This is a genomic window from Rhodococcus sp. OAS809, from assembly GCF_040546695.1.
GTDB lineage: Bacteria > Actinomycetota > Actinomycetes > Mycobacteriales > Mycobacteriaceae > Rhodococcus_F > Rhodococcus_F qingshengii.
Genome location: NZ_JBEPOI010000001.1, coordinates 148974 through 174495, shown reverse-complemented (window position 1 = coordinate 174495; position 25522 = coordinate 148974). Strand labels below are relative to the sequence as shown.

The 25522-nt window shown below is 61.7% G+C and carries 23 protein-coding genes and 1 pseudogene; 16 read left to right on the top strand and 8 right to left on the bottom strand.

The window, feature by feature from the left end:
- Positions 1–4: 4 nt before the first annotated feature.
- Positions 5–214, top strand: a complete 210-nt coding sequence (locus tag ABIE52_RS00810) for a ferredoxin (protein WP_192713139.1) — start codon at positions 5–7, stop codon at positions 212–214.
- A gap of 77 nt (positions 215–291) precedes the next feature.
- Here the strand turns inward: ABIE52_RS00810 and ABIE52_RS00805 are convergent, their stop codons facing one another.
- From ABIE52_RS00805 to ABIE52_RS00795, 3 genes are all read right to left on the bottom strand, one after another.
- The gene (locus ABIE52_RS00805; protein ID WP_192713140.1) at positions 292–750 is read right to left on the bottom strand and encodes a hypothetical protein; all 459 of its coding nucleotides are present in this window, start codon (positions 748–750) and stop codon (positions 292–294) included.
- Positions 751–791: 41 nt separating this feature from the next.
- The gene (locus tag ABIE52_RS00800; RefSeq protein ID WP_192713141.1) at positions 792–2324 is read right to left on the bottom strand and encodes an MFS transporter; all 1533 of its coding nucleotides are present in this window, start codon (positions 2322–2324) and stop codon (positions 792–794) included.
- A 264-nt stretch (positions 2325–2588) separates the two neighbouring features.
- A complete protein-coding gene (locus ABIE52_RS00795; RefSeq protein WP_192713142.1) occupies positions 2589–3980 on the bottom strand; it encodes an aromatic ring-hydroxylating oxygenase subunit alpha in 1392 nt (463 codons plus the stop codon).
- Positions 3981–4242: 262 nt separating this feature from the next.
- Here ABIE52_RS00795 and ABIE52_RS00790 point away from each other — a divergent pair.
- From ABIE52_RS00790 to ABIE52_RS00780, 3 genes and pseudogenes are all read left to right on the top strand, one after another.
- Positions 4243–4443: pseudogene (locus ABIE52_RS00790) on the top strand (TetR/AcrR family transcriptional regulator); the annotation flags it as partial.
- A 123-nt stretch (positions 4444–4566) separates the two neighbouring features.
- On the top strand, positions 4567–5547 hold the full coding sequence (locus tag ABIE52_RS00785) for a TetR/AcrR family transcriptional regulator (RefSeq protein ID WP_354541447.1): 981 nt from the start codon (positions 4567–4569) through the stop codon (positions 5545–5547).
- 97 nt (positions 5548–5644) lie between these two features.
- On the top strand, positions 5645–7024 hold the full coding sequence (locus ABIE52_RS00780; protein WP_354541389.1) for an MFS transporter: 1380 nt from the start codon (positions 5645–5647) through the stop codon (positions 7022–7024).
- Positions 7025–7062: 38 nt separating this feature from the next.
- Here ABIE52_RS00780 and ABIE52_RS00775 read toward each other — a convergent pair whose 3' ends face one another.
- Positions 7063–7788 (bottom strand): TetR/AcrR family transcriptional regulator, encoded by a 726-nt coding sequence (locus ABIE52_RS00775; protein WP_192713144.1) that lies wholly within the window; start codon positions 7786–7788, stop codon positions 7063–7065.
- A 137-nt stretch (positions 7789–7925) separates the two neighbouring features.
- On the opposite strand from ABIE52_RS00775, the gene ABIE52_RS00770 reads away from it, so the two are divergent.
- From ABIE52_RS00770 to ABIE52_RS00750, 5 genes are all read left to right on the top strand, one after another.
- Complete coding sequence (locus ABIE52_RS00770; RefSeq protein WP_192713145.1) at positions 7926–8738, top strand: mycofactocin-coupled SDR family oxidoreductase; 813 nt, start codon at positions 7926–7928, stop codon at positions 8736–8738.
- A 17-nt stretch (positions 8739–8755) separates the two neighbouring features.
- The gene (locus ABIE52_RS00765) at positions 8756–10282 is read left to right on the top strand and encodes an aldehyde dehydrogenase family protein (protein WP_354541388.1); all 1527 of its coding nucleotides are present in this window, start codon (positions 8756–8758) and stop codon (positions 10280–10282) included.
- Between the two features lie 310 nt (positions 10283–10592).
- Positions 10593–11369, top strand: coding sequence for a carboxymuconolactone decarboxylase family protein (locus ABIE52_RS00760; protein ID WP_192713146.1), 777 nt, complete (start codon positions 10593–10595; stop codon positions 11367–11369).
- Between the two features lie 80 nt (positions 11370–11449).
- Complete coding sequence (locus tag ABIE52_RS00755) at positions 11450–12280, top strand: mycofactocin-coupled SDR family oxidoreductase (protein ID WP_192713147.1); 831 nt, start codon at positions 11450–11452, stop codon at positions 12278–12280.
- Entirely contained in the window at positions 12277–13758 is a 1482-nt protein-coding gene (locus ABIE52_RS00750) for an aldehyde dehydrogenase family protein (RefSeq protein WP_192713148.1), read from the top strand. Before ABIE52_RS00755 ends, ABIE52_RS00750 begins: the two co-directional genes overlap by 4 nt.
- Positions 13759–13913: 155 nt before the next feature.
- On the opposite strand, the gene ABIE52_RS00745 is transcribed toward ABIE52_RS00750, so the two are convergent.
- Genes ABIE52_RS00745 through ABIE52_RS00730 form a run of 4 tightly spaced genes read right to left on the bottom strand, consistent with a single transcriptional unit; the run spans position 13914 to position 16792 of the window.
- Positions 13914–14432, bottom strand: a complete 519-nt coding sequence (locus ABIE52_RS00745; RefSeq protein ID WP_192713149.1) for a DoxX family protein — start codon at positions 14430–14432, stop codon at positions 13914–13916.
- A 26-nt stretch (positions 14433–14458) separates the two neighbouring features.
- A complete protein-coding gene (locus ABIE52_RS00740) occupies positions 14459–15226 on the bottom strand; it encodes an SDR family NAD(P)-dependent oxidoreductase (RefSeq protein WP_192713150.1) in 768 nt (255 codons plus the stop codon).
- 28 nt (positions 15227–15254) lie between these two features.
- Positions 15255–15581 carry a DUF4286 family protein gene (locus tag ABIE52_RS00735; RefSeq protein WP_192713151.1) on the bottom strand — a complete coding sequence of 109 codons (327 nt, stop codon included), beginning with the start codon at positions 15579–15581 and terminating at the stop codon, positions 15255–15257.
- Between the two features lie 41 nt (positions 15582–15622).
- Complete coding sequence (locus ABIE52_RS00730; protein WP_192713152.1) at positions 15623–16792, bottom strand: thiolase family protein; 1170 nt, start codon at positions 16790–16792, stop codon at positions 15623–15625.
- A gap of 196 nt (positions 16793–16988) precedes the next feature.
- On the opposite strand from ABIE52_RS00730, the gene ABIE52_RS00725 reads away from it, so the two are divergent.
- The 7 genes from ABIE52_RS00725 to ABIE52_RS00695 all read left to right on the top strand — a co-directional run bounded on the left by ABIE52_RS00725 (position 16989) and on the right by ABIE52_RS00695 (position 25253).
- Complete coding sequence (locus ABIE52_RS00725) at positions 16989–18047, top strand: acyl-CoA dehydrogenase family protein (protein WP_192713153.1); 1059 nt, start codon at positions 16989–16991, stop codon at positions 18045–18047.
- Positions 18048–18060: 13 nt separating this feature from the next.
- Positions 18061–19233 (top strand): acyl-CoA dehydrogenase family protein, encoded by a 1173-nt coding sequence (locus ABIE52_RS00720; protein WP_192713154.1) that lies wholly within the window; start codon positions 18061–18063, stop codon positions 19231–19233.
- Between the two features lie 123 nt (positions 19234–19356).
- Positions 19357–20259 carry an alpha/beta hydrolase gene (locus ABIE52_RS00715; protein ID WP_192713155.1) on the top strand — a complete coding sequence of 301 codons (903 nt, stop codon included), beginning with the start codon at positions 19357–19359 and terminating at the stop codon, positions 20257–20259.
- A complete protein-coding gene (locus ABIE52_RS00710; protein ID WP_192713156.1) occupies positions 20252–20563 on the top strand; it encodes a hypothetical protein in 312 nt (103 codons plus the stop codon). Before ABIE52_RS00715 ends, ABIE52_RS00710 begins: the two co-directional genes overlap by 8 nt.
- A 45-nt stretch (positions 20564–20608) precedes the next feature.
- Complete coding sequence (locus ABIE52_RS00705) at positions 20609–22078, top strand: class I adenylate-forming enzyme family protein (protein ID WP_354541387.1); 1470 nt, start codon at positions 20609–20611, stop codon at positions 22076–22078.
- 29 nt (positions 22079–22107) lie between these two features.
- The gene (locus ABIE52_RS00700) at positions 22108–23781 is read left to right on the top strand and encodes a thiolase C-terminal domain-containing protein (RefSeq protein WP_192713157.1); all 1674 of its coding nucleotides are present in this window, start codon (positions 22108–22110) and stop codon (positions 23779–23781) included.
- A 50-nt stretch (positions 23782–23831) separates the two neighbouring features.
- Positions 23832–25253, top strand: a complete 1422-nt coding sequence (locus ABIE52_RS00695; RefSeq protein ID WP_192713158.1) for a carboxyl transferase domain-containing protein — start codon at positions 23832–23834, stop codon at positions 25251–25253.
- The last annotated feature ends 269 nt before the right edge of the window (positions 25254–25522 follow it).

The window sequence follows — 25522 nt, the reverse complement described above, 5'->3', positions numbered from 1 at the left end:
AACCATGGAGATCAGATTGGATCGGACTCTGTGTGACGGGTTCGGAATGTGTGCAGAGTATGCGCCGCAAACATTTTCGGTCGACGAATGGGGTTATGTCTCACTGTATCCGGGCAAGAGTAACGTTGAAATCAGCGAGGAGGACGGTGTGCGCCGCGCACTACTGGACTGCCCCGTTCATGCGATCATCGACACGACGTCGAAGAACAAGTAGTTCGCTCGTCACGATAGAAGGCCGTATCTCCTGCCGCCAGAGGAGATACGGCCTTCTATCGTCTCCGCACACTGCTATTAAGCAGAAATGATCCGCACCTCAGCATTGAGCGCGGCCTCGAGCGCAGTGTGCAAACGGCTCTCAGCGACCTGGCCACGGGTTTCTTGGGACAAAGAGACGGTGAAGACTTCTTCGTCGCTCTCGATCGTGCGCACCACGGTGCCGGACACTCCGAACCTGGCGAGAACGCCACGGGCGTCGTTCTCGGTCCCACGACTGATGTATGTGATGACACCGAGTGCAGGCTTGACTCCGAACGCCGTCAGACACTCGGCGAGGTACTCATCGGTGGCAGGACCGCGTCCATCGTCGTCGACGATCAATTCAATCTCGTGGCGATGGGGATCGACCGAGATGCTCGGTGTGGCAACCACATCAAGTCCTTTGGACCTCAGATGGTGAAGACCGTTCCGGTAGTCGTCGTCCTTGAGTCGCCCGCTAGGGTCGACGACTACGCGGATCACTGCCGCTGGCATCAAATACTTCCGTTCATGAGTCGTAGTTCGATCGGTCCAGTTCACGGTATTCGCGGCGCCAATCCGGCCTCAGGTCCGGGTTCGACGGCGGAACCGGTCGAAAATTTTCCGCTACCGCTCTCAGCCTGAACCGGCGCGGTGGTCTTGTTTCGATCCCATAAGAGTGTTCGGGCCACGATCAGGACGACGACTGCGAAGCCGGCCGCGATCAGCAACCAGATGCGGAACCCATCCTCGGAATACTGAATACCGGAGGGAGTTATGGTGGCGTAACGTGCGAGTACCGCGAACATAACCACAGGGATCACGGCGCCGAAACCCGTCTGGCAGAGCTGTACTGCGCCGGAGGTCGAACCCTGGTCATCAGGGGGGGTGGCTCTGATCACGAGATTGGGCACCGATCCGTTGGCCAAACCCACTCCTGTTCCCAAGATTAGGGCCGCCATGACGAGGTCGACGAGCGTGTCGTTGCGAAATGCTAGCAACACGAGGCCGATCGGCCACAGAGTCATACTGAGCGCCATGAAAACTTGTGGATGGCGCCCCTTGGACACCAAGGTGCCCAAGACGGCGCCTGCCAACACAGTGCACAGTGCGAATGGTGTTGCAATGAAGGAGTATTGCGATGTGGTGAACCCGAGACCGTAACCCAGCGTGCCCTCGGGCGCAGTTGCCATCAACGGTAGAATCGTGCCAGCTGTCCCAGCGAGTGCGTACCCGGTGGCACCCGTGAGCGTCGCGAACTGAAGTTGCTTGCCGCGAAAGAGTCCCAAGTTGATGATCGGGTCGCTCGATCGTTTGGTGTGGCTGTAGAACAGAATCATTGACACGACACCTACCGCTGCGACAATCAGCGCCTGTGCTGACATCCATCCCCAGGTTCGGCTCATGCTCACCCAGACGAGCAAGGGAACGACACCTGCCGCCAGGAACAGCGCTCCGAGGAGATCCGGATTCGCATCACGGCGAAGTGGAGACTCTTTGGCGACGAGCAGGATTGCGACAGCGAGGGCACCCATCCAGGCCGTATCGAACCAGAACATCCCACGAAAACCCCAATTGTCGACGAGCCAACCAATCAATGATGGGGCGACGATGGAGAACGCGCCCATGCCTGTGACAGTGATGCTTGCGGCGATCGCGGCAGGTTTGGACGGAAACGTATCGCGAATCAGTGAATACGATAATGAGATCGACGCCATGATGACGCCTTGCAAGGCTCGGCCTGCGATGAGCATCGGGAAGTTGACGGCAAGAGCACAGATGACAGCTCCTGCACAGGAGGCCAATAGCGTCAGGAGCAGCACCTTGCGCTTGCCGTAGATATCGGAGAATTTGCCGAGTACCGGCGCGGCGACGGCTCCCGCGAGGTAATAGGTCGTCAGCAGCCAGCCGCCCTGATCTGTCGGAAATTCCTTCAGGATGCTCGGCAGCCCGATGGTTACCATGGAGGAGCCGAGAGCGAGAGCCTCCAGGACCATCGCCAGGAACAGTGTCGTCATGACGAGCTGTGAGGTCCACCCGCCGCTGTCCGATACAGGCGATGGTTTGGTGATCGAAATGTCTTCACGCATCAGGAAATATCCTTTGCTGTCATTGAAGATGCCTAGGTAGCCGGGCACGAGAACGCGGTTGAGCCGGATGTCTGTTCTCGAATGGCAGCTGCGGCGGCGCGGATCACAACAGAGGTCAAGGTGCGATCACGTATGCCTGTTTCGGTCGTCGTATTACTGTGGCACAACGTAAGTGGTGTTCCCGACGTGACCTCTACCCGGCGGGAAGATTCGCAGGATCGAGGTCACAGCGTGCGGAGTGTTGCGATCGATTCCCGTCGACAGTCAGCTGTGGGCAGCGATGACGCGGTCGATCTCTTCGTGCATATTGGTAATGGTGCTTTCCACGGTGGGGGACAGGCGATGACCCTCGTAAGACATGGATTTGAGACCGCGCTGCTGACGTTCGATATTCGAGAAGTCCTGACGGGGAATCAGTCCCCAGTTCTCTGTGTCATCCTTGTCGAATACGCCGCGAAGTTCGGCGCGTTCGGGTTCCTGACCGACAGGGTAGGTCATCAACGACCACACGTCGAAGATGCATTTCTCCGGATCGTCGAGGTGTGGCCGTACCCGGTAAGACAGGGCGTTGGCGAACATCGGAAAGATGAAGAAGTTCGGGAACACGAAAATTTCACCGCCCCAATTGATTTTCGGAGTTGGCGGAGTCATCGGAATGCCAGCTCCTGCTGCGTATTCGAAGAGTGCTCCGATAGCCGCAGCAACCTTCTCGGCTGTCGTTCCCTGCGCCTTGTTCCGCATCCCCTCGAAGATTTGCACCTCGCGATCGAGTGCCATCGCGTCCTGACCTTGCGCCAGTAGACGATTCGACTCGATGAAATCTTCGTAATCCCAATCGCTCGCGCGTTCGCCCCTGGGCGAGTGGAAACGGCCATGGCCGCCGCGGAACGCGGTGTATTCGGTTCCGTAGGTCTGGCGTAGGGCTTCTTCTTCGGTGCCACTCAGAATCAGCTGGGGATGAGTCTGCATGACATGGTAGCCCTCGAGAAACGCCTCCATTGCGATCTTCCAGTTCGCGTCGAGGACCACCTGCTTCCACCACTTCACACGGAGATTCCCGACGCCTGCCTCGTCCAGAATTTCCTTTGCCGGCGACAGTTCCTCGTGAAGCGGGCGAGCATTTCGATCGAAGTTGATGAAGACCATCCCTGCCCAAACCTCGACGAGGCATTCACGCAGTGCAAGTTCGGACTTTGCGAGAGTCCGCGCGTCGAACGCCGCGTCGCCGAACACGTATGACGACGATCCATCAAGGTTCCAACGCCAGCCGTGGAACGGGCACACGATCTGGCCGCCCGGAAGCCGGCCGCAGCCTTTCGCCAGTTCGGTTGCGCGATGGCGGCATGCGTTGTGCAGCGCTTTGATTGAACCGTCTGTCTGACGGATGATCAGTACGGAGTTGCCAACGATTTCGTACTCTGTGTAGTCGCCGGCTTCGGGTATTTCCTCCACACGAGCGGCCATCTGCCATGAATGCAACCACACTTTCCGCTCGGCTTCGTAGTGGTCTTTGTCGACGTAGCGATCTCGCGGAATCCGTAGCCCGTCGACCACGGGACACGGCACTTTCGCTTGTACTTCGGGTGGGTTCGCCCCGGATGCGTACTTGTCGGGTTCGAATTCTAGTTCGGTGGGGGTCAAGTCGGTCAGCGACATTCCGATTTGTTCCTCTCGGGCCAGGGTAGTCTTGGGCTGGTAGCGATGTAGGGCTGGTAGCGATGCACGAGCCGAAAAAGCGGGAACCAAAGGTTTGTTCCCAAGGTAGCGGCCTGTGATGTGGATTACAAGTGCAGTCGGGTGCAGGTATTCGGCTCGACGCCAGCAGGAGCGAGCGCTCACATGCGCAAACGTAGCTGGGTGCCTGTGTACAGTCTTCCGGAGGTGTAAAGGGTTCCCTGGAAGGGATGGTTGAAAGCGGATGATCGACGAATCTGTGGACCATGGCCGCGATTCGGCGCCTGCGTCCGGAGATCGAGCCCGTCGCGAGCAGATTCTCGATACCGCGGCTGGAGTCTTCGCACATTCCGGTTACGCCTCGACGGTGATGAAGGATATTGCGGACGCTTGCGGAATTTTGCCAGGCAGCCTGTATCACCATTTTGCCTCCAAGGAGGCGCTCATGGTCGAACTGTTGAGGCGCTTTCGGGCGGAAGCTGCCGATGTGGGGGCTCGGGCCATGGCGAAGGCCTACGCCGAGGGTCATCCGCCCGCAGCCGACCAGATAGTCGAACTCGCCTGCGCGGTGGCCGATCTGAGTGTCCGCCACCGCGCGGCGACTCACTTCACGCGTTACGAGCCGCCGACGAATGCCGGTGTCGAGTTCGCAACGCTGGCAAGCGGTCAACCGCCAGAAATCGGTCTGGCTATCACCGAAATTCTGGCGCAGGGGCGTGCGGCGGGGGACTTCGCGGCAGATATCGACCTCGCGGTTCTCGCGGAAGGGCTCTACATCTTCATGCAAGGCGTCGGCCTCGGTGTCTTGCACGAGAATGACGATCCAAGAGCAACAGCAGAAATTCTGGCCAACTTGGTGTTAGGCGGAATCGCAGTTCTCGACCAGCATGGCTCAGGATTGGATCGCTCGGCCGCAATGGCGGCGGCGAAGCGCGAAATCGCCTCTTGGAACGAAGCGGACGATGAGTCCGTCGGCGACAAGCTGAAGTTGATACAGAGTGCAGCGCGAACAGAGTTCGCCAGGCGCGGGTTCGAAGCCACGACTGTACGCGATATCGCCAGCGCGGCAGGGGTGGGCCCTGGCGCAATCTATCGCGTCATCGAGTCCAAGCACGGCCTGTTGCTGTCGATCATGAGCACTTACCAGGCGTGTGTCTCAAAGGCCTACGATGCGGTCGTCGAATCCGAGTCGACCGCAGTCGAGAAGATCGACGCACTCGCCTGGGTGAACGTCAATGTCGTCGAAACCTTCCGCGACGAATTTGAAATTCAGTCCTCTTATTTGAGAGTTATTGCACCTGCCTCGGGAAATGCCGAGTGGGTTCCACACGAGCGGAGAGCCAAGCAACTGCTCAAGGTTGTCACAAATGGGGTTCGTTCGGGGCAGTTGCACGCTGGAGGGATGGATCCGTCGCCGTCGTCTGCGTTATTGGCCAGATGTGTCCGAGACCTGATGTGGCCAGCTCACGTGGTGCATCGCTTCGGTAAGGAGGTGGCGATGGATCTCTGCCGAAAGGGTTTGATACAGGGGATTGCTCGGCAAGGGTAACGGTCATTCTCGCGATCTTGATGCGCAAAGCGAAGAATGTTACCGTCGGGAACAAATATTAGGTTTGCCGCGTACGGCAACCAAATTCGAGGGGACGGTGAGCACGCTGCACCGCAGACCCGGCGTGATTATCGCAGCGCTTGCGTTCGCAGGTATGGGCGCATCATTCATGCAGACGATCGTGATCCCGATCCAATCGGAGCTACCGGAGTTGTTGAACGCGGGTCGAGCCAGCACGGCTTGGGTTGTCACGATCACCCTGCTGGTCTCTGCGATCTGCACGCCGATTTCAGGCAAGCTCGGTGACATGTACGGAAAGCGTCGCGTGGCCATCGTGCTACTCACGCTGCTCGTCGCCGGATCCATCGTCGCCGCGCTCTCGTTCACCGTGGTGCCCTTGATTGTCGGGCGAGGCCTACAGGGAACCGGCATGGGTGTTATCCCGCTGGGTATCTCGATACTTCGCGACACCATTCCTCCGAAGCGACTCGGATCGGCCATCGCTCTCGTCAGTGCGACGCTGGGGGTAGGTGGCGCACTCGGGCTGCCGCTGAGCGCATTCGTGACCGAGCATTTCGACTGGCACGTGTTGTTCTGGGTGGCAACAGGTATCGGCGTCCTGTCGCTCGTTCTCGTCGTGGCAGTCGTTCCCCCCAGTGTGAAGGTGTCGGGCGGCAGGCTTGATCTGGTCGGCGTTCTTGGTTTGTCGGTGGGCCTGGTCGGGTTGTTGCTCGCAGTATCGAGGGGTAATGATTGGGGTTGGAATTCGGTCTACACGCTCGGCTGTCTGATCGGCGGTTCGTGTGTTCTTCTCGCGTGGGGCTGGTTCGAACTGCGGGTTGATAATCCTCTGGTCGACCTTCGTGTCAGCGCTCGTTCCCCGGTGCTGGTAACCAACTTGGCCTCCGTGGCAATGGGTTTCGCGCTGTTTTCTTCCAGTATCGTCTTTCCTCAGCTCCTACAGCTTCCGGTCGCAACCGGGGGCATGGGGCTCACTCTGCAACAGGCCAGTTTTGTGCTCATGCCGGCTGGTTTGGCGATGCTCGCAATGTCACCTGTCGCGGGTCGGCTGGAACGGAGAATCGGAGCCAAGCCGCTTCTGATTGCAGGTGGTGTGATCATTGCAGTGGGATACAGCGGCGCAGTGTTCTTCGACGTTGCTGTTTGGCATGTGGTCCTTGTCAATCTGCTGATCGGGGTGGGGATAGGCCTCGGATTCGCCGCCATGCCAACGCTCATCATGGCAGCAGTCCCCGAGACAGAAACCGGTGCGGCCAACGGTCTCAACACGCTGATGCGAGGTCTCGGAACAAGTTTCGCGGCAGCAGTCATCGCCATGATTCTGACCCGGTCCTCGACGACGGTCGCTGGCATCGCGGTGCCGAGTGCTGCCGGTTTCGATTTGGCCATCGGGTGCGGACTCGTCGCTGCCGTTACGTGCGCTGCCATTGTGCTGCGTTCATTCCAAAATCTGTAGCGCATCTCGAGGAGCACCCCGCTTTGCCTGACGAGGTACTACGGCAGGGCGTCGGGACGGGTGCAGGGTGACTCGGGCTCCGCACCGCCGATGATCAGGTCGATACCGGCCCGAAAGGCGCGGTCTCCGGTCATATCGAGATCGACGTCCCCGCCTGCGGTCAAAGCGGCCAGCGTTGACCAACCTTGCTCCTGCACACGGTTGCTGTCCTGAAGCCAGCCGAGGGGTGCGCCGTACCGAGCCCTCGCCCGCTCGGCGATGACAGCGGACTGCGTGAAATATAGTGCGGTGCAGAACAAGTACCATGCGGTCTCGTGTGAGAACCCGGCGCTGACCAAGTACTCGACGACCGTGTCCACGGCCGTGTAGGCGAGTGTCACCGCCTCGGATTCGTGTGGTGACGGGCGCATCAGCATGATGTCGGCGAGGACCGGGTTGTCGTTGTACACCGTGCGCAGACGATGGAAGTAGGAACTTAGGAACTGTCTCCACTCGTTCGGGTTCTCGTCGGTGGGTCGGATCATCAGACTGTCCAGGCGTGTCATGGCAGGCATGCTCATGGCGCGGATCAGGTCGTCCTTGGTGCGGTAGTGCCAGTAGAGGCCGGTTACGCCGACATCGAGATGATGTGCCAGATCGGGCATGGTGAGCGCGGGAAGGCCGTGCTCCTCGGCAAGTGCGTACGCGGCCGCGAGAACTCGCTCCTGAGTGAGAGAGCCTCGGCGCCGCCGGCGACTCGGCTGCATGGGTTCGATCGCGGACATGGCTGCAGTGTACGACGCGGCGATTTTCGGGGTGAAGTAGATTCTCGATTCCTTACTGAAATCGTTCAGTAAAGCTTAAGCTCGCAATCGGACTTCCCGGCCGGCGAGGTCCTAGGTGAAGCGAGAGGTGCACGAAAATGGCTGGACGAGTAGAGGGCAAAGTTGCATTCATTACCGGCGCGGCACGCGGTCAGGGCCGAAGTCATGCGGTTCGTCTGGCAGAGGAGGGCGCCGACATCATCGCGCTGGACCTGATGGAACCGCTTGCGCACGTGCCGTATCCGGGGGCCACCGAGGACGACCTGGCCGAGACCGTTCGACTGGTCGAGAGCCTCGATCGGCGAATCATCGCCCGTAAAGGCGATGTTCGCGATCTGGAGAGTGTCAAGAAAGTCGTAGATGAGGGCGTGGCCGAGTTCGGCCGTCTCGACATCGTGTGCGCCAACGCCGGAATCATGATCATGCACGAGTGGCAGAACGGCACGACAGACATCTGGAACGAGACCATCGCCACTAACATGACCGGCGTATGGAATACCGTGATGGCGACCGCCCAACACGTCATCAACAGCGGCGGCGGATCGATGATTCTCACCAGTTCTGCTGCAGGTCTCAAAGGGCAACCCTTCCTCAATCCGTACGTCGCTGCCAAACACGGCGTCGTCGGCATCATGCGCGCGTTCGCCACCGAATTGGCTGAGCACAACGTCCGGGTCAACACGCTGCACCCGACAGGCGTCGCCACGACCATGGTGACTGGGCTCGGCGAGTCGATGACCGACTTCATCGGTCGGCATCCACGCCTGGGGCCCATGACGATGAACCTTCTACCGATCGAGATCAGCGAGCCGATCGATCAATCGAATGCTGTCCTGTACCTGGCGAGCGACGAAGCGCGGTACGTCACGTCCACGACATTCGCCGTCGACGCCGGCACCACGCAGTACTGAGTCCGGAGAATAAATTGATGTCCGATAGTGAAGTAAGACAACCGGCTCCGATCGAGCATGAACGCCGAATGTTGATCGACGGGAAGCTACGAGACGCCGCGCAGGAAAGAGTGTTCGAGGTTCTGAACCCGGCAACGGGTGAGGTAGCGGGTGTCGTGGCCAACGCGTCGGCCGCCGACATGGATGATGCTATCGCTGCAGCCAGGAACGCGTTCGACACCGGTTCGTGGACAACCGATCGCAGCTTTCGCGAGCGCGCACTGCGTCAGCTCCGCGCCGCCCTGGACTGTGAGCGTGAAGAATTTCGACGCGAACTGATCGAGGAGGTCGGCGCCCCGCTGATGTCCACCTACGGTTCGCAATTGGATTGGCCCATCGACGACACACTGCCGTGGGTAGCAGACGAAATCGGACGGTTCGGCTTCGAACGTCGGATTGCCGACTCAAACACCCTCGGGTCGACCTCGCAACGGTGGGTCTTCAAGGAGCCTGTCGGAGTGGTTGGTGCGATCGTGCCCTGGAACTTCCCGTTCGAAATTCTCATCAGCAAGCTCGCACCTGCGTTGGCGACCGGCAACACCGTGGTGGTCAAGGCATCGCCCGAAACGCCATGGAACGCGACGCGCGTCGGACGGCTGATTGCCGAAAAGACGGACATTCCGCCGGGCGTGGTCAACATCGTGACGACCGATGACGTCACTGTTGCACAGACTTTGGTCTCGGATCCCCGCGTCGACATGATCTCGTTCACCGGTTCAACGGCGACGGGCCGGCTCATCGCCCGCGAGGGCGCGGCGACTATGAAGCGGACGCTGCTGGAATTGGGCGGAAAGAGTGCGGCGATCGTGCTCGACGACGCCGACCTCGCGATGGCGGCGCGCAGTGCGGCAGGTGCGTGCTTCCACGCCGGCCAGGTCTGCGCCGGTACGAGTCGGTTCCTGGTCCACAGGTCGATCTACGACGAGATGGTCGCCATGCTCGGTCACGTGTACGCGGCTCTGCCCGTCGGAGATCCACGAAAGGCCGATACCCTTTGTGGACCTGTGGCCAGCGCACGTCAACGCGACAACATCATGGCCATGATCGGTGCGGCGCGCTCAGCTGGTGCGGAACTCGTTGTGGGCGGTGGAGTTCCCGACGGGCTGGGCAGTGACTTCGACAAGGGCTTCTGGGTGCAGCCGACCTTGTTCGTCGGTGTCGACAATTCGTCGAAACTGGCGCAAGAGGAGGTTTTCGGTCCGGTTCTGGCCGTCACACCCTTCGATGACGACGCGGACGCGGTGCGCCTCGCCAATGACAGCCGCTACGGGCTATCGGGATCGGTCTTCACGGCGTCGGCGGGGCGTGCAATGTCGATCGCACGGTCGGTCCGCACCGGGACGTTGGCGATCAACGGCGGCAACTATTCGGGCGCCGACGCACCGTTCGGCGGATTCAAGGCGAGTGGCGTGGGACGGCAGGGCGGTCCAGAGGGTTTCGCGTCCTACCTCGAGACGAAAACGATCGGGTCCACGCTGCCGCTCGGCGCCGAAGTGACGGCGTAGCTGCACCGGAAGTCGATGTCGCTGCCTTTCGGGTGCCGCAACGCCAGATGTCCTGGCCAAGTCCGTGTTTGGCATATCTGGAGCAGCGAAGTTCGATGATGCGAAACGGGTTCATTGCCGGGTGGATGTGATAGCCTTCACACCAATGAACGTACGTTCATGAAACTGAGTACAGATACAGCGGACCCCAAACGGATCTGTCCGTCTCCCGGCCAGTCGCCGCCGAACGCGTAATCGGCGTCAATGTAGGCCTTTCCCAAGGCAATCGTCCGGCTGCACGGCAGCTGCACGGAAAGTGAGACAGAAGCACATGAACCAAGAAGCGGCGAAGACCTTTCAAGAGGTCATGGTCAGGCCGTTCGAGGACGCCGCCGACCCCTTCACCAGTGCGACGGAGAACTTCGTCTTCGGCGAGGTGTGGTCGCGTCCGGGCCTGAGTCGGCGAAACCGCCGGTGGGTGACCTTGACAAGTGTCGGCGCAGCCGATTCGTTGAAGCCGATCGACGACCATGTCTATGCCGCGCTTGCCAGCGGCGATATGACCATCGACGAGATGTTCGAGTTCGTGCTGCACTTCGCCGTCTACAACGGCTGGCCCAAGGCGTCGCACATCGAGGGCGTCATTCACCAGCAGTGGGCGCGCATCCACCAGGAGCGCGGCATCAAGGTGGAACCCTATTCCGTACCGAACAACGACCAGTTGGGGGCGAACGACTGGACCGAGCGCCTCGAACGCGGTGGCAAGAGTTTCGCCGAGGTGAACTGCATTCCGGCTCCGCCTCCGGTGACTCCGTACATTCACGCGGGCATTCTGAACTTCGTGTTCGGGCACGTCTGGCAGCGTCCAGGCCTGTCGCGACGCGACCGCCGGTTCATCACCGTGGCGTCAGTTGCGGTGTGCGACTCCGCACTTCCGATGAAGTCTCATGTCGGTTCGGCGCTCGAGTCCGGCGATATCACGCGGGAAGAAATGGAAGAACTGATCCTCCAGTTCTCGGTCTACTCGGGATTCGCCAAGGGCGAGGCGCTCCGGGTGACGGCAGATGAAGCCCTGGAACGCCTCGGTCAGCTCGCGATCAGCCAGTAATAGTTCACCCGCAATCATGCAGTAGCCGTCGAGAAACGATAACTGTAGAAACGGCAATATCTGCCGAGAAGGAGCTCGAAATGTCAGGATTGGAAGGACACGTCGCCTTCATCACCGGGGCCGCACGCGGCCAGGGGCGCGCGCACGCGGTTCGGCTCGCTAGTGAGGGCGTGGACATTATCGGAATCGACATCTGTGAAGATATCGAATCGATGGGCTACCCCAACGCCACCGAGACTGACCTGGAAGAAACCGTTCGTCAGGTCGAGAAGGAAGGCCGACGGATGGTGGCGCGCAAGGCAGACGTGCGCAACTACGAGCAGGTCACCACCGCATTCCAGGAAGGTCTCGCGGAATTCGGCCGAGTTGACATCATTCTGGCCAATGCCGGCATTGTGCGTATGGGCTCGGAGCCGGAGAACTTCCTCGAAGCGTGGCACGACGTCATCGACACCAATCTCACCGGCGTTTACCACACCCTGCGTGCAGCAGTGCCCGCCATGCGAGAGGGCAAGCGCGGTGGTTCCATCGTGATCACCAGCTCCTCGGCCGGGCTCAAGGGCTCGGCGGCGGTCAGTGCCGGTGGCAACGCCTACACGGCCGCCAAGCGCGGTGTGGTGGGTCTGATGCAGAACTTTGCACTCGAGCTCGCGCCGGAGATGATCCGCGTCAACACGATTCACCCGACCGGTGTCATCAGCGGTATGACTCAGAACGCCGCGATGGAACAGATGATGGCCGAGGCGGCCGCGGGTGGCAACAACGAGATCGCCGGAATGCAGAACGCGCTTCCGATTCCCATTCTGGAGGCAGAGGACATCGCGAACGCAGTCGCGTACCTCGTATCCGACCAGGCCAAGTTCATCACCGGCATCCAGTGGCCGCTCGATGCAGGCTTCGCCGTCAAATGACGTCGACAGTGCAGTCACTTGCTGCGACCGACAATGTTCCGACCGGATTGTTCATCGGTGGGGACTGGGTCACCGGATCGTCGGGCGGCACGCTGGAACATATATTCCCGGGCACCGGTTCGCCCAACGCGACCATCGAGATCGCCGGCGAGGCGGAGGTGGATCGAGCAGTCGAGTCTGCATGGGAAGCGCACCGGGAGTGGATCTCCTACACCCCCGAGCATCGTCGTGATCTGCTCCTGAATGTGGCTGATGCGTTGCGTGACGATGCCGAGCGTCTCGGCCGTTTGAACACGCACGACTTCGGAGTTCCGACAATGATGTCGGCGGCGCACGCCGGCTTAGCGGAGAAGTTCTTTCGCTACTACGCGGGCTACGTCGACAAGGCCAACGGTTCTAGTACCCCGGTGGCGGACAAGTTCGATGTCAATCTGATCGAGCACGAACCCTACGGAGTAGTGGGTATCATCGCTCCGTGGAACGGTCCACTCGTCGTCGTCGGCCTCAACGTCGCACCGGCCCTGGCCGCTGGAAACGCCGTAATTCTCAAGCCGTCGGAGATATCTCCCTTCACACCCTTGCGATTCGGTGAACTGTGCGTGCAGGCCGGTCTACCTGTTGGGCTCGTCAACGTGCTTCCGTCTGGCCCGGAAGGCGGGGAGGCGTTGGTCCGTCATCCCGGTGTCAAGAAGATCCACTTCACCGGCGGCGGCTCGACAGCGCAGAAGATCATCACCGCGGCAGCACACAACCTCACTCCGGTGGCAACCGAACTGGGCGGCAAGTCGGCGGCGTTGATCTTCGACGACGCGAACCTGGACGTCGCTGCTGTGACGATGTCGTTTCAGGGTCCCGTCGGACAGAGTGGCCAGAGTTGCGCGTGCTCGTCGCGCATCTTCGTCCAGAACACGGTCTACGACGCGTTCATGGAGCGTTTCATCGGCGCGGTGGAATCGGCGAAGATCGGCGATCCGTTCGATCCGTCGACCATCGTCGGGCCGGTCGTCAGCCAAGCGGCGACCAATCGAATTCTCGGCGTGATCGACCGCGCGGTCGATGAGAAGGCGGGCGAACTCGTCACCGGCGGAAAGCGACTCGGCGGGGATCTTGCGTCCGGGTACTATCTCGAACCGACGGTGTTCTCACGTGTGGACAACAAGTCCGCGCTGGCGCAGATCGAAACATTCGGTCCCGTGGTGTCGGTCATTCCGTTCGCCGACGAGGCAGAGGCGATCGCTCTGGCGAACGACAGCGTCTACGGCCTGAATGCGTTCATTCAGACGCAGAATGTCGGACGGGCGCACCGCGTCGCACGCAAGTTGGAAGCCGGATCGGTGTGGGTGAATCGCCACAGCGACCTGGGTCCGCAGAGCCCCTACGGCGGATACAAGCAGAGTGGCGCCGGTCGAGCAGGTGGCATCGAGGGACTCCACGAGTTCCAGCAGGTCAAGACGATCAGGATTGGAATGGACTTCTAAGTCCCTTCGAGAAGCGAAAGAACCCGCCGGGTACGGACCCGGCGGGTTCTTTGCTGTGTTCCATATAGGTTGGGCGACACATGGATTGGGCCACCGCGCCGGGGAATTTAGACGCGGTGGCCCAAGCTTGGGGCGGAAGGAACTCGCCTCGAACGTCAGGCCGAGGCCGGCGCGCGGTAGAACAGGGCGAGCTGAGCCAGCGCCGCGCCTGCTCCGAGGCCTGCGGCAACCGCAGCCGCTCGCCCACCCGTGATCAGGCCATTCACACCGAGCGCCTCATCGAGGCTCCACCGCCCCGGACCGAGTCCGGCCAGAGCGACCGCGGCGACAGACAAATTCATCACGTACTCCCATCCTTCGGAGGTGATGAAGAATCCGTTCTCGGCATGAACCGAGCGAGCGGCAACACCCATGACGCCGACTACGCTGGCTGCAGCAAGCGGTGTCGCGGCACCGGCGGCCAGCGCGACCCCTGCGCCGATCTCCACGACCGCACTCGCCCTGGCCTGCAACGTGGGACGTTCGAAACCGATGGAACCGAACCACCCCGCGGTGCCGTCGAGGCTGCGTGCGTGCTTGACGCCATGGGCGACCATCGTGCTACCGACTGCTGCGCGAAGCAGTAGCCGTGCGACCGAATGACCGACTCCCTCGCGAGCGATATGCTGAGCCATCGAGTACCTTTCGTCTGTTGTGAAAATCAGATATTGAACCGTAGTGCCCCGTCGATACGGATGACGGTGCCGTTCAAGTAGTCGTTCTCGATGATGTCTTGGGCAAGCCGCGCATATTCGTTCACGTGGCCCATTCTCTTTGGATTGGGAACGCCGACGCCATATTTGGCTTGTGCGTCTGCCTCCTCCATCTGGAAGGCCGGAGTGAAAAACGTGCCGGGTGCGATGCACATGACGCGCACACCCATGGGAGCGAGATCCCGCGCGGCCGTCAGCGTCAAGCCGATCACGCCGCCCTTGGCTGCCGAGTAGTCGGACTGGCCGACCTGGCCCTCGAACCCTGCGATACTCGCGGTCGAGACGATCACTCCACGCTGGTCGGAGTCGACGGGTTCGGTCTTGGCCATCGCGGCCGCTGCACGACTCATGACGTTGAATGTTCCGGTAAGGAAGATGTCGACCGTCCGACGGAACACTTCGAGTGGAATTGTTGCGCCCGAACGGCTTACGATGCGCCGAGCTGCCGCGGGTCCGCCGTGAACGATGACCGTCGATCTCAGAGGAGCTTCCTCACCGGCTGCGTCGACGGCCGCCTGGACCGAGTCCTCGCTCGTGACGTCGGTGCTCAGGAATCGTACCTTGCCGCCTAGCTCGGCTTCGAGGGCTTTGCCCTTCTCGTCGGCCAGATCGGCGATGACGACGTGTGCCCCGGCGCTGACCAACCGTCGCACCGTCGCTTCACCGAAACCCCCTGCGCCACCGCACACCAACGCGGACGTGTCTTTCAACTGCATGTTAACTCCTCTTGTAGATGGCGGATGGTCACGAGTGCTGGATGTACCACTGCATCACCGGGGGATTGCCGGTCATGTCCATAGTTGTCGTGAAGTCGATTCGGCCGGCTTTCACTGCATCCATCAGTAGGGAACCGGCTCGACTGACATCGGCATCGTCGACCTCGTACACAGCGAGAAACCTGCTGGTATCGGTTCCCTCCGGGTCTGACAGGCGGTATCGGGTCGCTCCGGTGATCGCGGGGACTGCCTCGCGAATCTGGGGGACATGCGTGTTGTCGTACCACTCGTCGAATTCTTGCTGCGATTCCGGGGAGGTCGGACTGGACCACGCAAGAAGTAGTGATTTGGCCATGAGATTCCTGTCTGGAAATTACGGGGTATCGATGATGGAGGTCAACGTACTTCGACGACGACTGCGCCGCCCTGGCCACCGCCTGCACACATTGCGGCGACTCCGATTCCGCCACCACGGCGACGAAGCTCGTGTGTCAGCGTTGCGAGCATGCGTGCGCCGCTTGCGGCGATCGGATGTCCGAGGCTGCAGCCGCTGCCGTAGATGTTGACGAGTTCTTCGTCGATGCCGAACTCCTGGCACGCGGCTACGGGAACAGAGGCGAAGGCTTCGTTGATCTCCCACAGGTGGACATCGCTGACCGACAGGTCGTTGCGGGACAGTATCTTGCGGATCGCCGCGAGGGCGCCGTCGCCGGTGTACTGCGGATTGACGCCGACCGACGTCCAGCCGCGCACCGTACCAAGGCTTTCGATGCCGTTCGCAGCAGCGTTCTCGGCGCTGGTGAGGGTCAACGCAGCAGCTGCGTCGTTCGATCCGCTCGCGTTGGCGGCGGTAATGGAGAATCCCTCGATCTCGGGATGGACGGGCTTCACGGCCGCGGCCTTTTCGAGGGACGTGATCCTACGGGGATGCTCGTCGACGGCGAAATCGACGACCGAACCGTCCGGAAGCGTCACCTTGATGGGGGCGATCTCGTCGTCGAACTTTCCTGCGTCGATTGCCGCGACCGCACGGTGGTGCGATCGAACGCCCCACGCATCCATCTGTTCGCGACTCAGGCCGTACTTCTGGGCGATGTTCCAGCCGACGGACAGGGTCGTGTCGTCCTTGGCGTCCTCGGTGTAGGGGAACGTCGGGGCGATACGGGTTTCGGTCTCTTCCGTACCTGGGATGCGCCAGGCGCTCTTCGGCATCATCGACGTCGACTGGACTCCGCCTGCCACCAGGACCGAGTCGATTCCGGCGCGAATCGATGCCGCAGCGATACCGACCGCCGACAGTGCACCTGTGCAGTGCCGGTTGATCGCGAGTCCCGGCACCGAAACCATGCCCGCGGCCACCGCAGCGTATCGCGCGAGGTCGCCTCCGCCGTACATCGATTCAGCGAAGATCACATCGTCCACGGCGTCGGGTTCGAAGCCCGATCGGCGCACGGCTTCGACGAGGATGTGCGTCGCGAGCGTCTCGGCGGGCGTGTTGCGCAAGGTCCCCTTCATTGCCGTGCCCACGGGTGTTCTGACTGCACTGACGATTACAGGTTCGTTCACGGTCCCTCTTTTCGATGCGGGCCGGAAGGCCGGGCCCGGGCATGGTTGCAGCAATTTGAACGGTAGTTCACCCAGCTCTGGCGAGCAATGCCGGGATATGTCTCGGACTGCTTGCCGAAAAAGCTTCTGAAACTACTCTTCATCTGATTGAATCAGAGTTCATAACTTACGAAGATACTCGAGAACGGGGCTTCTGGTGGCGGATTCACATCAATACACCTTGCGGCGCAATGATTACTCACTGGACGAACAACAACTGGCGGTGCAGGAGACGTTCGCGGACTTCTTCACGCGGCTATCACCCAGCTCGGTCGTCCGGGCGGCCGAGCCGACAGGCTTCGATAAGGCCCTGTGGCAAAAGGCGCAGGCAACCGGAGTCGTGACGATGGGAGTGCCGGAGAGCCGCGGCGGCGACGGCGCGACACTCGTCGATCTCGTCCTGGTATCAGAGGAATGCGGCAAGACGCTCGCGCCGATTCCCTTTGTCGAGGCCGCAGTCGCTGCACTGCTCCTCGCCGATCTCGACGGGGCGGTGGCCGAGGAGCTGCTGGCTCAGGTGCTCGAAGGGTCGAGTACCGGTACAGTCGCGCTGCACCCTGTCGAGAAGCAGCGCCATCAGCTGGTGCCCGCCGGTGCCGTCGCTGACCTCGTGTTGGCCCTCGATGGGGACCAGCTCGTCGTCATACGACGCTTGGGTGAGGTCCCGACCGAGCCGAACGTCGCCGGTGCGCCGGTGGGCCGATGGGACCTGCGGGCAGAGGACCGAACAGTCCTCGCTGAGGGACGCGAGGCAACGCGTGCCTATTCGCGAGCAGAACGCATCTGGAAGCTGCTGACCGCGGGCGCGTTAGCGGGGTCGGCCTCGTCGGCCGTACGGCTGGGCGTCGAGTTTGCGAGTAGCCGAGTTGCGTTCGGGCAGTTCATCGGCACCTTCCAGGCAATTTCCCACTCTCTGGTCGATGCTGCGACCCTCGCCGAGGCGTCGCGAAACCTGGTGCGCAAAGCCGCCTGGTTCGAGGAGTACGAACCCGAGTCCGCGCAGCCGCTGGTCTCAATGGCATTCGTTGCGGCATCGCGCGCGGCGGTGAAGGCATCCACGGTGGGCACACACGTGCAGGGCGGATTCGGATTCACCAACGAGTCGGACATGACGCTGCATTTCAGGCGGGCGAAGGGGTGGCCGCTGCTGGCCCAGCGCCCGATCGAAGACCTGCTGACCATCGCCGAGTCGTTGCCGGCGACTCCGCACATCTGAAACGAGGACCACTATGGATTTCGGAGTAATCGATCTCGACGCCGGACAGCTCGACTTCTGGAAGGAGGTCGACGCCTTCCTCGACGAGCACGTGACCAGGGCGGTGCACGAGGAGGAGGAGCGCACAGGATCCGGCCACAATCAGGCTGTGCACGAAGCGCTCGGACAGCGCGGATGGATCATGCCGAGATGGTCGAAGGCCGAAGGGGGTGCGGAACTGGACGAAGTGCGCGCACACATTCTGCAACTCGAACTCGATCGCCACAACTTGCCGAACGTGACCATCGCGACTACCGGAATGACCGTCGCGGTGGTGCGTGCGCACGGTAACGACTCTCTCAAAGCCAAGGTCCTTCCCGGCGTCGCCTCGGGACACACCAAGATCTGCCTGGGCTACACCGAACCGGACGGCGGTTCCGACCTGGCAGGTGTGCGGACTCGGGCGACGCGGGTCGAGGGTGGTTGGGTGATCAACGGCGCCAAGATGTTCACGACGGGTGCACACAACTGCCAGTACAGCATGCTGGTGACGCGCACCGATCCGGAAGCGCCCAAGCATCGGGGCATCACCGTATTCCTGGTGCCGTTGGACGGTCCGGGTATCGAGATTCAGCCGGTCCATACCCTCGGTGGTGAGCGCACCAACGCCGTGTTCTACGACAACGTGTTCATCGATGACGATCACCGACTCGGCCCGGTCAACGGTGGTTGGGCAGTGATGAGCGCGCCTTTGGATTCGGAGCACGGAGTCAAAGATGCAAACGGTTTGGCGGAGATCAGCGGCGGCACGCAGTACGGCATGACGCTGCGTAAGCTGCTGTGGCACGCGGCGAGGTGGGCCGACACACCGGACGCGGAAGGTGTGCGCCCGTTCGACGACCGCATCGTGCGAGCTCAGCTCGCCGAAATCGCATTGGATCTCGAGACGATACGCAACTCCAAAGGGCCGATGGGACGCGTCATCGCCTCGGAGAAGCTCATTGAGCGCGCGGCTGAACTTTTGGATCTGGTCGGCGTCGACGGCGTGCTGCCTAGAGGGGCGGAGGGCGCAATCGAGGATGGAGTCCTGGAGTGGGGGAACAGGTTCGCGCAGGGTACGGCTATCTACGGCGGTACGACGGACATTGCGCGGAACATCATTGCGCAGCACACGCTCGGCTTGCCGAGACCACCGAAGGTCGGATGAGACAGGTGCGGGGTCGGGTCGTTCGTTCGCGGCCTCCAGTTGACTGACGATGCTAGTGTTCATAAAAATGAACGATGACTCAATGTAATGACAGGTCCAGTAGGGCGCCGGAAAGGGGTTCGAATGACAACTGAGATGTATCCTGCTCCCGCCCCCTTCGCGGTCGATGTCGCAGGCGTGCCGATGTCCGGGATCGCGAACGATGTCGCACATCCACGTGCTGTTGTCATCGCGCTGCACGGCGGTGGCTCGACGCCTGACTACTTCGATGCACCCGGGTATCCCCAGCAGTCCCTACTGCGGATCGGTGCCCGCCTCGGATTCACTGTGGTGGCTCCTGATCGGCCCGGTTACGGCTCGTCGAGGGAGATGCTCGGTGAAGAAATCAGCCCGGCGGACCAGGTGGATCTCGCCTACGGTTTGATCGAGCAGGTGCTGGCCGGACGGGATCGGGGCGCCGGCACTTTTCTACTCGGGCACTCTCAGGGCTCCGTGCTGACCGCGAAGATGGCGGCGGACCCGCGCGCTGCGCACTTACTCGGTATCGAACTCTCCGGCACCGGGATTCGGCATCATGACCTTGCTCGCGAGCGGCTCGCGGTGCCGGTGACAGCGGGGATGTTGAGGTCGACTCTGCGCAGCCTGTTGTGGGAGCCTTCACGCTTGTATCCGAACCGTCGGCGGGTGCTCAGCCCGGCGCCGAAGTTCGAAGGTGTCGACGCCATGGTCTGGCCAAAGGATCTGACTACTTTGGCACCTCGGATCACTGTTCCGGTCCGCCTCAGCCTCGGAGACCACGAATATTGGTGGCAATCGGGGCCCCCCGGGTTGAACGGAATGGCAAAGCTCTTCACATCGTCGTCCCGAGTAGCTGTCGACGAGCAATTCGAATCCGGACACAACCTCAGCCTCGGCACATCTGCCTTGGCCTACCACTTGAAAGTTCTCGCATTCGTTGAGGAATGCGTGCTCATGCGCGAACGAAGCGCATCTGAAAGCTACGAAAAGGAGACAACCAATGCCTAATTACAAGACCGGTGAGCGTCTGCGGAGCAGGGTGTCTGCCGCACAGTTCGTCGTGGTTCGCGCGGAAGCCGACAGTCTCGATATCACCTGTGGTGGAACACCATTGGCCCGTGAGGGTGAAGATATCGCAGTCAGTGCCGATCAAGTCGGCGCTGATAGTTTCACAATCGAGATCGGCAAGCGGTACGAAGATGAGGCGGCCACGGTGGAGCTGCTGTGTGTCTCGGGCGGCGCGGGGAGCCTGGCTGTGGGAAGTGCACCCCTGCAACTCAAGGCGCCTAAACCGCTGCCTGCCTCGGACTGAGTGCGGCCCGGGACTTTCTGAAAGCCAGAACTGGAGAACAATGACGTGAACGTTGCAATGCTACTCGAGATGGCCGCATCCGCCTGGCCTACTGAGACGGCCGTGGTCGAGCGTTCGGATCAGGTCCGTCGCATCACTTACGGTGAACTCGGCGAAAAATCTTCCGGCGGTGCTGCCGTCGCCGACGATGAGTCCGCGGACGCCATCGTTTACGTCGGTGTGAACGGTGTCGCGATGCCGGTGGCCCTGTTCGCGGCCGCAAAAGCCGGAATACCGTTTGTGCCGCTCAACTATCGACTGGCGGACGATAAACTGGCTGCATTGATCGGCGAGTTCGACAATCCGTTGGTGATCGCGGACGATCCGTCGAGGATTCATGGCACGGCCACCGTGCGCACGCCGCAACGCTGGCTCGACGACGCGTCGACGACTCCGCCAGTCGTTGCGAAGGTAGTCGACCCGGAAGCCACGGCAGTCCTGCTGTACACGAGCGGAACCACCGCGGCTCCGAAAGCCGCAGTTCTGCGCAACCGTCATCTGGCCTCGTACATCCTCGGCACTGTCGAATTTGCATCCGCCGGAACAGAACAGGCGAATCTGGTCAGTGTCCCGCCGTATCACATCGCGGCCGTCGCTAACTTGTTGTCGAACGTCTACGCGGGCCGCCGACTGGTCTATCTCGATCGTTTCGACGCCGAGGGCTGGCTCGACATGGCCGACTCGGAGGGCGTAACCCACTCGATGGTGGTACCAACGATGTTGGCTCGAATCTGTGACTATCTCGCTGAACACGAGCAGAAGGCACCACCGGTGACGTCCATCTCTTACGGTGGCGCGAGAATGCCGGTGAGTGTGCTCGAACAGGCGCTCGACGCGTTCCCTAACACTGGATTCGTCAACGCCTACGGACTTACTGAAACTGCCTCCACCATCGCACTTCTCGGGCCGGATGACCATCGTGACGCGTTTGCCACGGACGATCCGGCTGTTCGCGCCCGTCTTGGTTCGGTGGGCAGGCCCGTGCCAGGAGTCACCATCGCAGTGTTCGACGACAACGGTGTCGAATGCGCCCCCCATGTGCGTGGCGAGTTGTGCGTGCGCGGTCCCCAGGTATCGGGCGAGTATCGCGGTGTGGGGAATTTACTCGGAGAAGACGGGTGGTTCCACACTCGTGATCAGGCCTATGTCGATGACGCCGGATATGTCTTCGTCGAAGGCCGAATGGACGACACGATCATCCGCGGCGGCGAGAACCTGGCCCCTGCCGAGATCGAAGAAGTCATCGTTGGCCACCCGTCGGTGGCTGACGCGGGCGTCGTGGGTGTTCAGGACGAGGAGTGGGGGCAGCGGATCGTCGCCCACGTCGTCACTTACCCCGGGAAAGAGTTGGCGGACAGCGACATCAAGGACTGGGTCCGGGCGGCCCTACGTTCCTCGAAGACTCCCGACGATGTGATCTTTCGCCCCGAACTTCCGCGTACCGACACCGGAAAGCTCATGCGCCGACTCCTGTAGGACCTTCTCGACCAGAAAAAGGACAAACCATGACATCGGCACCGACCCGTCCGATTCCCGTCGTCACACCTGAAACCGAGTTTTATTGGACTTCGGGTAGGAACGGAGAACTACAGCTGCAGTCGTGCGTCTCGTGCTCTGCACTGATACATCCGCCGCGACCCGTGTGCCCACATTGCCGGAGCAAGGACACGGCCGTCCGGACTGTGTCGGGCCTGGCAACCCTGTTCGGCTTCACGATCAACGAACGGTTCGCATTACCGGGCTTGAACCCGCCTTACGTCGTGGCCCAGGTGGCTCTGGTCGAGGATCCACGGGTTCGCCTCACGACCTCAGTGGTTGAGTGCGATCCGAACGACCTGGTTCTCGGAATGCAGATGGAGGTTCTCTTCGAAAACGTCGCGGACGTGTGGCTCCCGTTGTTCAGGCCTTCTGCCGATCAGCCCGCGCCCGCACCATTGCCCGAGGACGAGATCGACCCACGGGAATACTCGAAGTGGGTACGGCCGATGGTCACCACGGACAAATTCGAGGACAAGGTCGCGATCAGCGGAATAGGTGCCTCTACGCTGGGCCGGCGACTGATGGTTGATCCGCTGAGTTTGACCATTCAGGCGTGCGAGCGGGCTGTCGCCGACGCCGGATTGACGTTCGACGACATCGACGGGCTCTCGACGTACCCGGGCGGAGGCGGCGGTGACTCCGGATTCGGCGAAGGTGGTGTGACAGCGCTTGAATCAGCTCTTCGTATCCGCCCCACCTGGTACAACGGCGGAGGCGAGACGTTCGGGCCTGGTGGGTCCGTGATCGCGGCGATGCTTGCGGTTGCGGCGGGTCTGGCCAAGCACGTTTTGTGCTTCCGGACGGTGTGGCAGTCAACCCATGACGCCTTGGTCCGCGAGGGCGAAGTAGCTTCACCAGGCGGTGGGCGCATCGGCGGTCCGATGTTGTGGACGATTCCTTTCGGTGGAGTCTCCGCGGCGCACACGTTGGCTCAGAATGCGCAGCGCCACTTCCAGAAGTACGGGACTACTCGGGAAACCCTGGGGTGGATCGCAGTCAATCAGCGTGCGAACGCCGCACTGAATCCGACGGCGATCTACCGCGATCCGTTGACGATGGACGACTACATGAGCGCCCGAGCCATTACGACTCCTTTCGGGCTCAACGATTGCGACGTGCCGTGTGACGGCGCGGTCGCTGTGATCGTCTCGGCCGTCGACGCGGCACGCGATCTCGCCAAGCCCCCAGTGCTCGTCGAGGCGGTCGGTACACAACTGATCGAGCGGCTCGAATGGGACCAAAGTACGTCTACACACGAGCCGCAGGTGCTCGGACCTGCCGCGCACCTGTGGACGAGGACCGATCTGACGCCGGCGGACGTAGATGTAGCGCAGCTGTACGACGGGTTCACTTTCAACTGCGTCTCGTGGATCGAGGCACTCGGCTTCTGTGGAATCGGCGAAGCCAAGGACTTCCTTGACGGGGGCCACAACATCGCCCGTGACGGTGTGCTGCCGTTGAATACCAACGGTGGCCAGCTTTCCCACGGCCGCACGCACGGTATGGGTTTGCTCTACGAAGCGGTGGCGCAGCTACGCGGTGAAGCAGACGCTCGGCAGGTTGCCGACGCAAATGTCGCGGTCGTCAGTAGCGGCGGCCTGACCCCGAGCGGTGTAATGCTGCTGAGGGCCGATCGGTGAGCGTCTCGGTGCCGGGCAGTGCCCTGAGGGACTCGCATCCCGTCGAAATCATGACCGAATGGGACGTGGGGTTGTCGTCGGGTGATCCGTTGGGCTTCCCCGGGTACGACCTCCGGCGCGGTGATTCCGAAGCGGTGCGCACGGGCGTGGGATACGTCGACGATATTAGGTGCGCCGTCGTGGATAGCGACTATTCGGTTTTCGGTGGCAGCATGGGTTTGGCTGTGGGAGAAAAAGTCTCACGGGCCTTTCGGCGCGCGGCAGCCGAGCGTCTTCCTGTTGTCGCGTTCGTGCGCACCGGTGGAGCACGAATGCAGGAGGGCATGCTTTCGCTCGTGCAGATGCCGCGCGTGGTGGCGGCGATCAACGCACACGCGGCTTGCGGCAAGGTGTCGGTCGGGCTGCTGCAATCGCCGACCACGGGCGGCGTGTTCGCCTCGTGGGCGTCGTTGTTGGACCTCCGCGTTGCAGAAAGCGGCGCGACTATCGGGTTCGCCGGGCCACGGGTCGTCGCGGAGATGACCGGTGCGTACCCACCCGCGACGTCCCACAACGCAGAATCGGCCCTTGCCGCTGGCCTCGTGGACGCGGTCGTCGGACCCGGTCAGTTCCTACCTTGGCTGCGCGGCGTACTCGGATCCGGGACAGGCGTACTGGAGCTACCAGCCGGTCGCCCGGTGCTCGATGAAGCAGTCGACAGGCGGCACTCGCTGAGCCCTCCGTCAATCGGCGCGGTACGCGAGGTATCCCGCCCGTCGGGTCTGGAATGGGCAGCAGCGCTTTGTGAGAGCTGGTCTGAGATCAAAGGCTCGGATTCATCGCTGCGGGCCGGTCTCGCGACCGTCGGCGGTGTGCGGTGCGTAGTTGTCGCTATGGACCGGCACGCGTATTCCGACGGGCGGGCACGGCAGAGCCCTGCCGCGTATCGATTGGCGCAGCGAGCAGTCGAACTCGCCGAGAAGCTGTCCTTACCGGTTCTGACTCTCGTGGATACACCGGGTGCAGACCCGACGCCCGATTCCGAGGCCGGCGGTATCGCTCGCGAGATCGCGAGAACCCTACGGAGCTTCGACCTGCTGGGTACCGCGAGTGTGTCGCTGTGCGTCGGCGAGGGCGGAAGCGGGGGGGCCATAGCTATCGCCCACACCGATCTCATGCTCATGCTTGAGGATTCCGTGTTTTCTGTGATCGGCCCCGAGGCGGCGGCGGTGATCCTCTGGCACGACGCTACGCGTTCCAGTGAGGCGACATCTGCTTTACGGATCGATGCCCAAGCACTGCGTGAACTCGGCGTCTGCGACCGAGTGCTCTCGTCCGACACCTCTTCGCAGTCGCTGGTCGGAACTAGATCTGCGGTCGCAACCGCCTTGCTGGAGGCGACCCCGGGGCATCGTCATCGGCGAATCGACGACGCCACCGACCGGTGGTTGGTGGGCGGCATCAGTCCTGCAGTACAAGGGGAGGCGCGATGATGCCCAAGTGCGTTCATAGTAAGTTCATCTGCGAGAACCGTGGTTCAATTGCCGATAGCGGTCTGGCGGCGGGTGGGCTGGTAGACGTGACGTCCAGTAGTAGGAGGGTCGGCAGATGCCGAAAGAGGGAGCCAGCGCGGAGGGTGCCGCAGCGCCGGTCAGCAGGGCGACGCCTGTCAAGCGGGCTACGTCTGTCAATGCGGCCACCAGCAGGGCTGTCGCTGCCAAAACGACCGCGGCCAAGAAGAGCGCTGCTAAAACGACCGCGG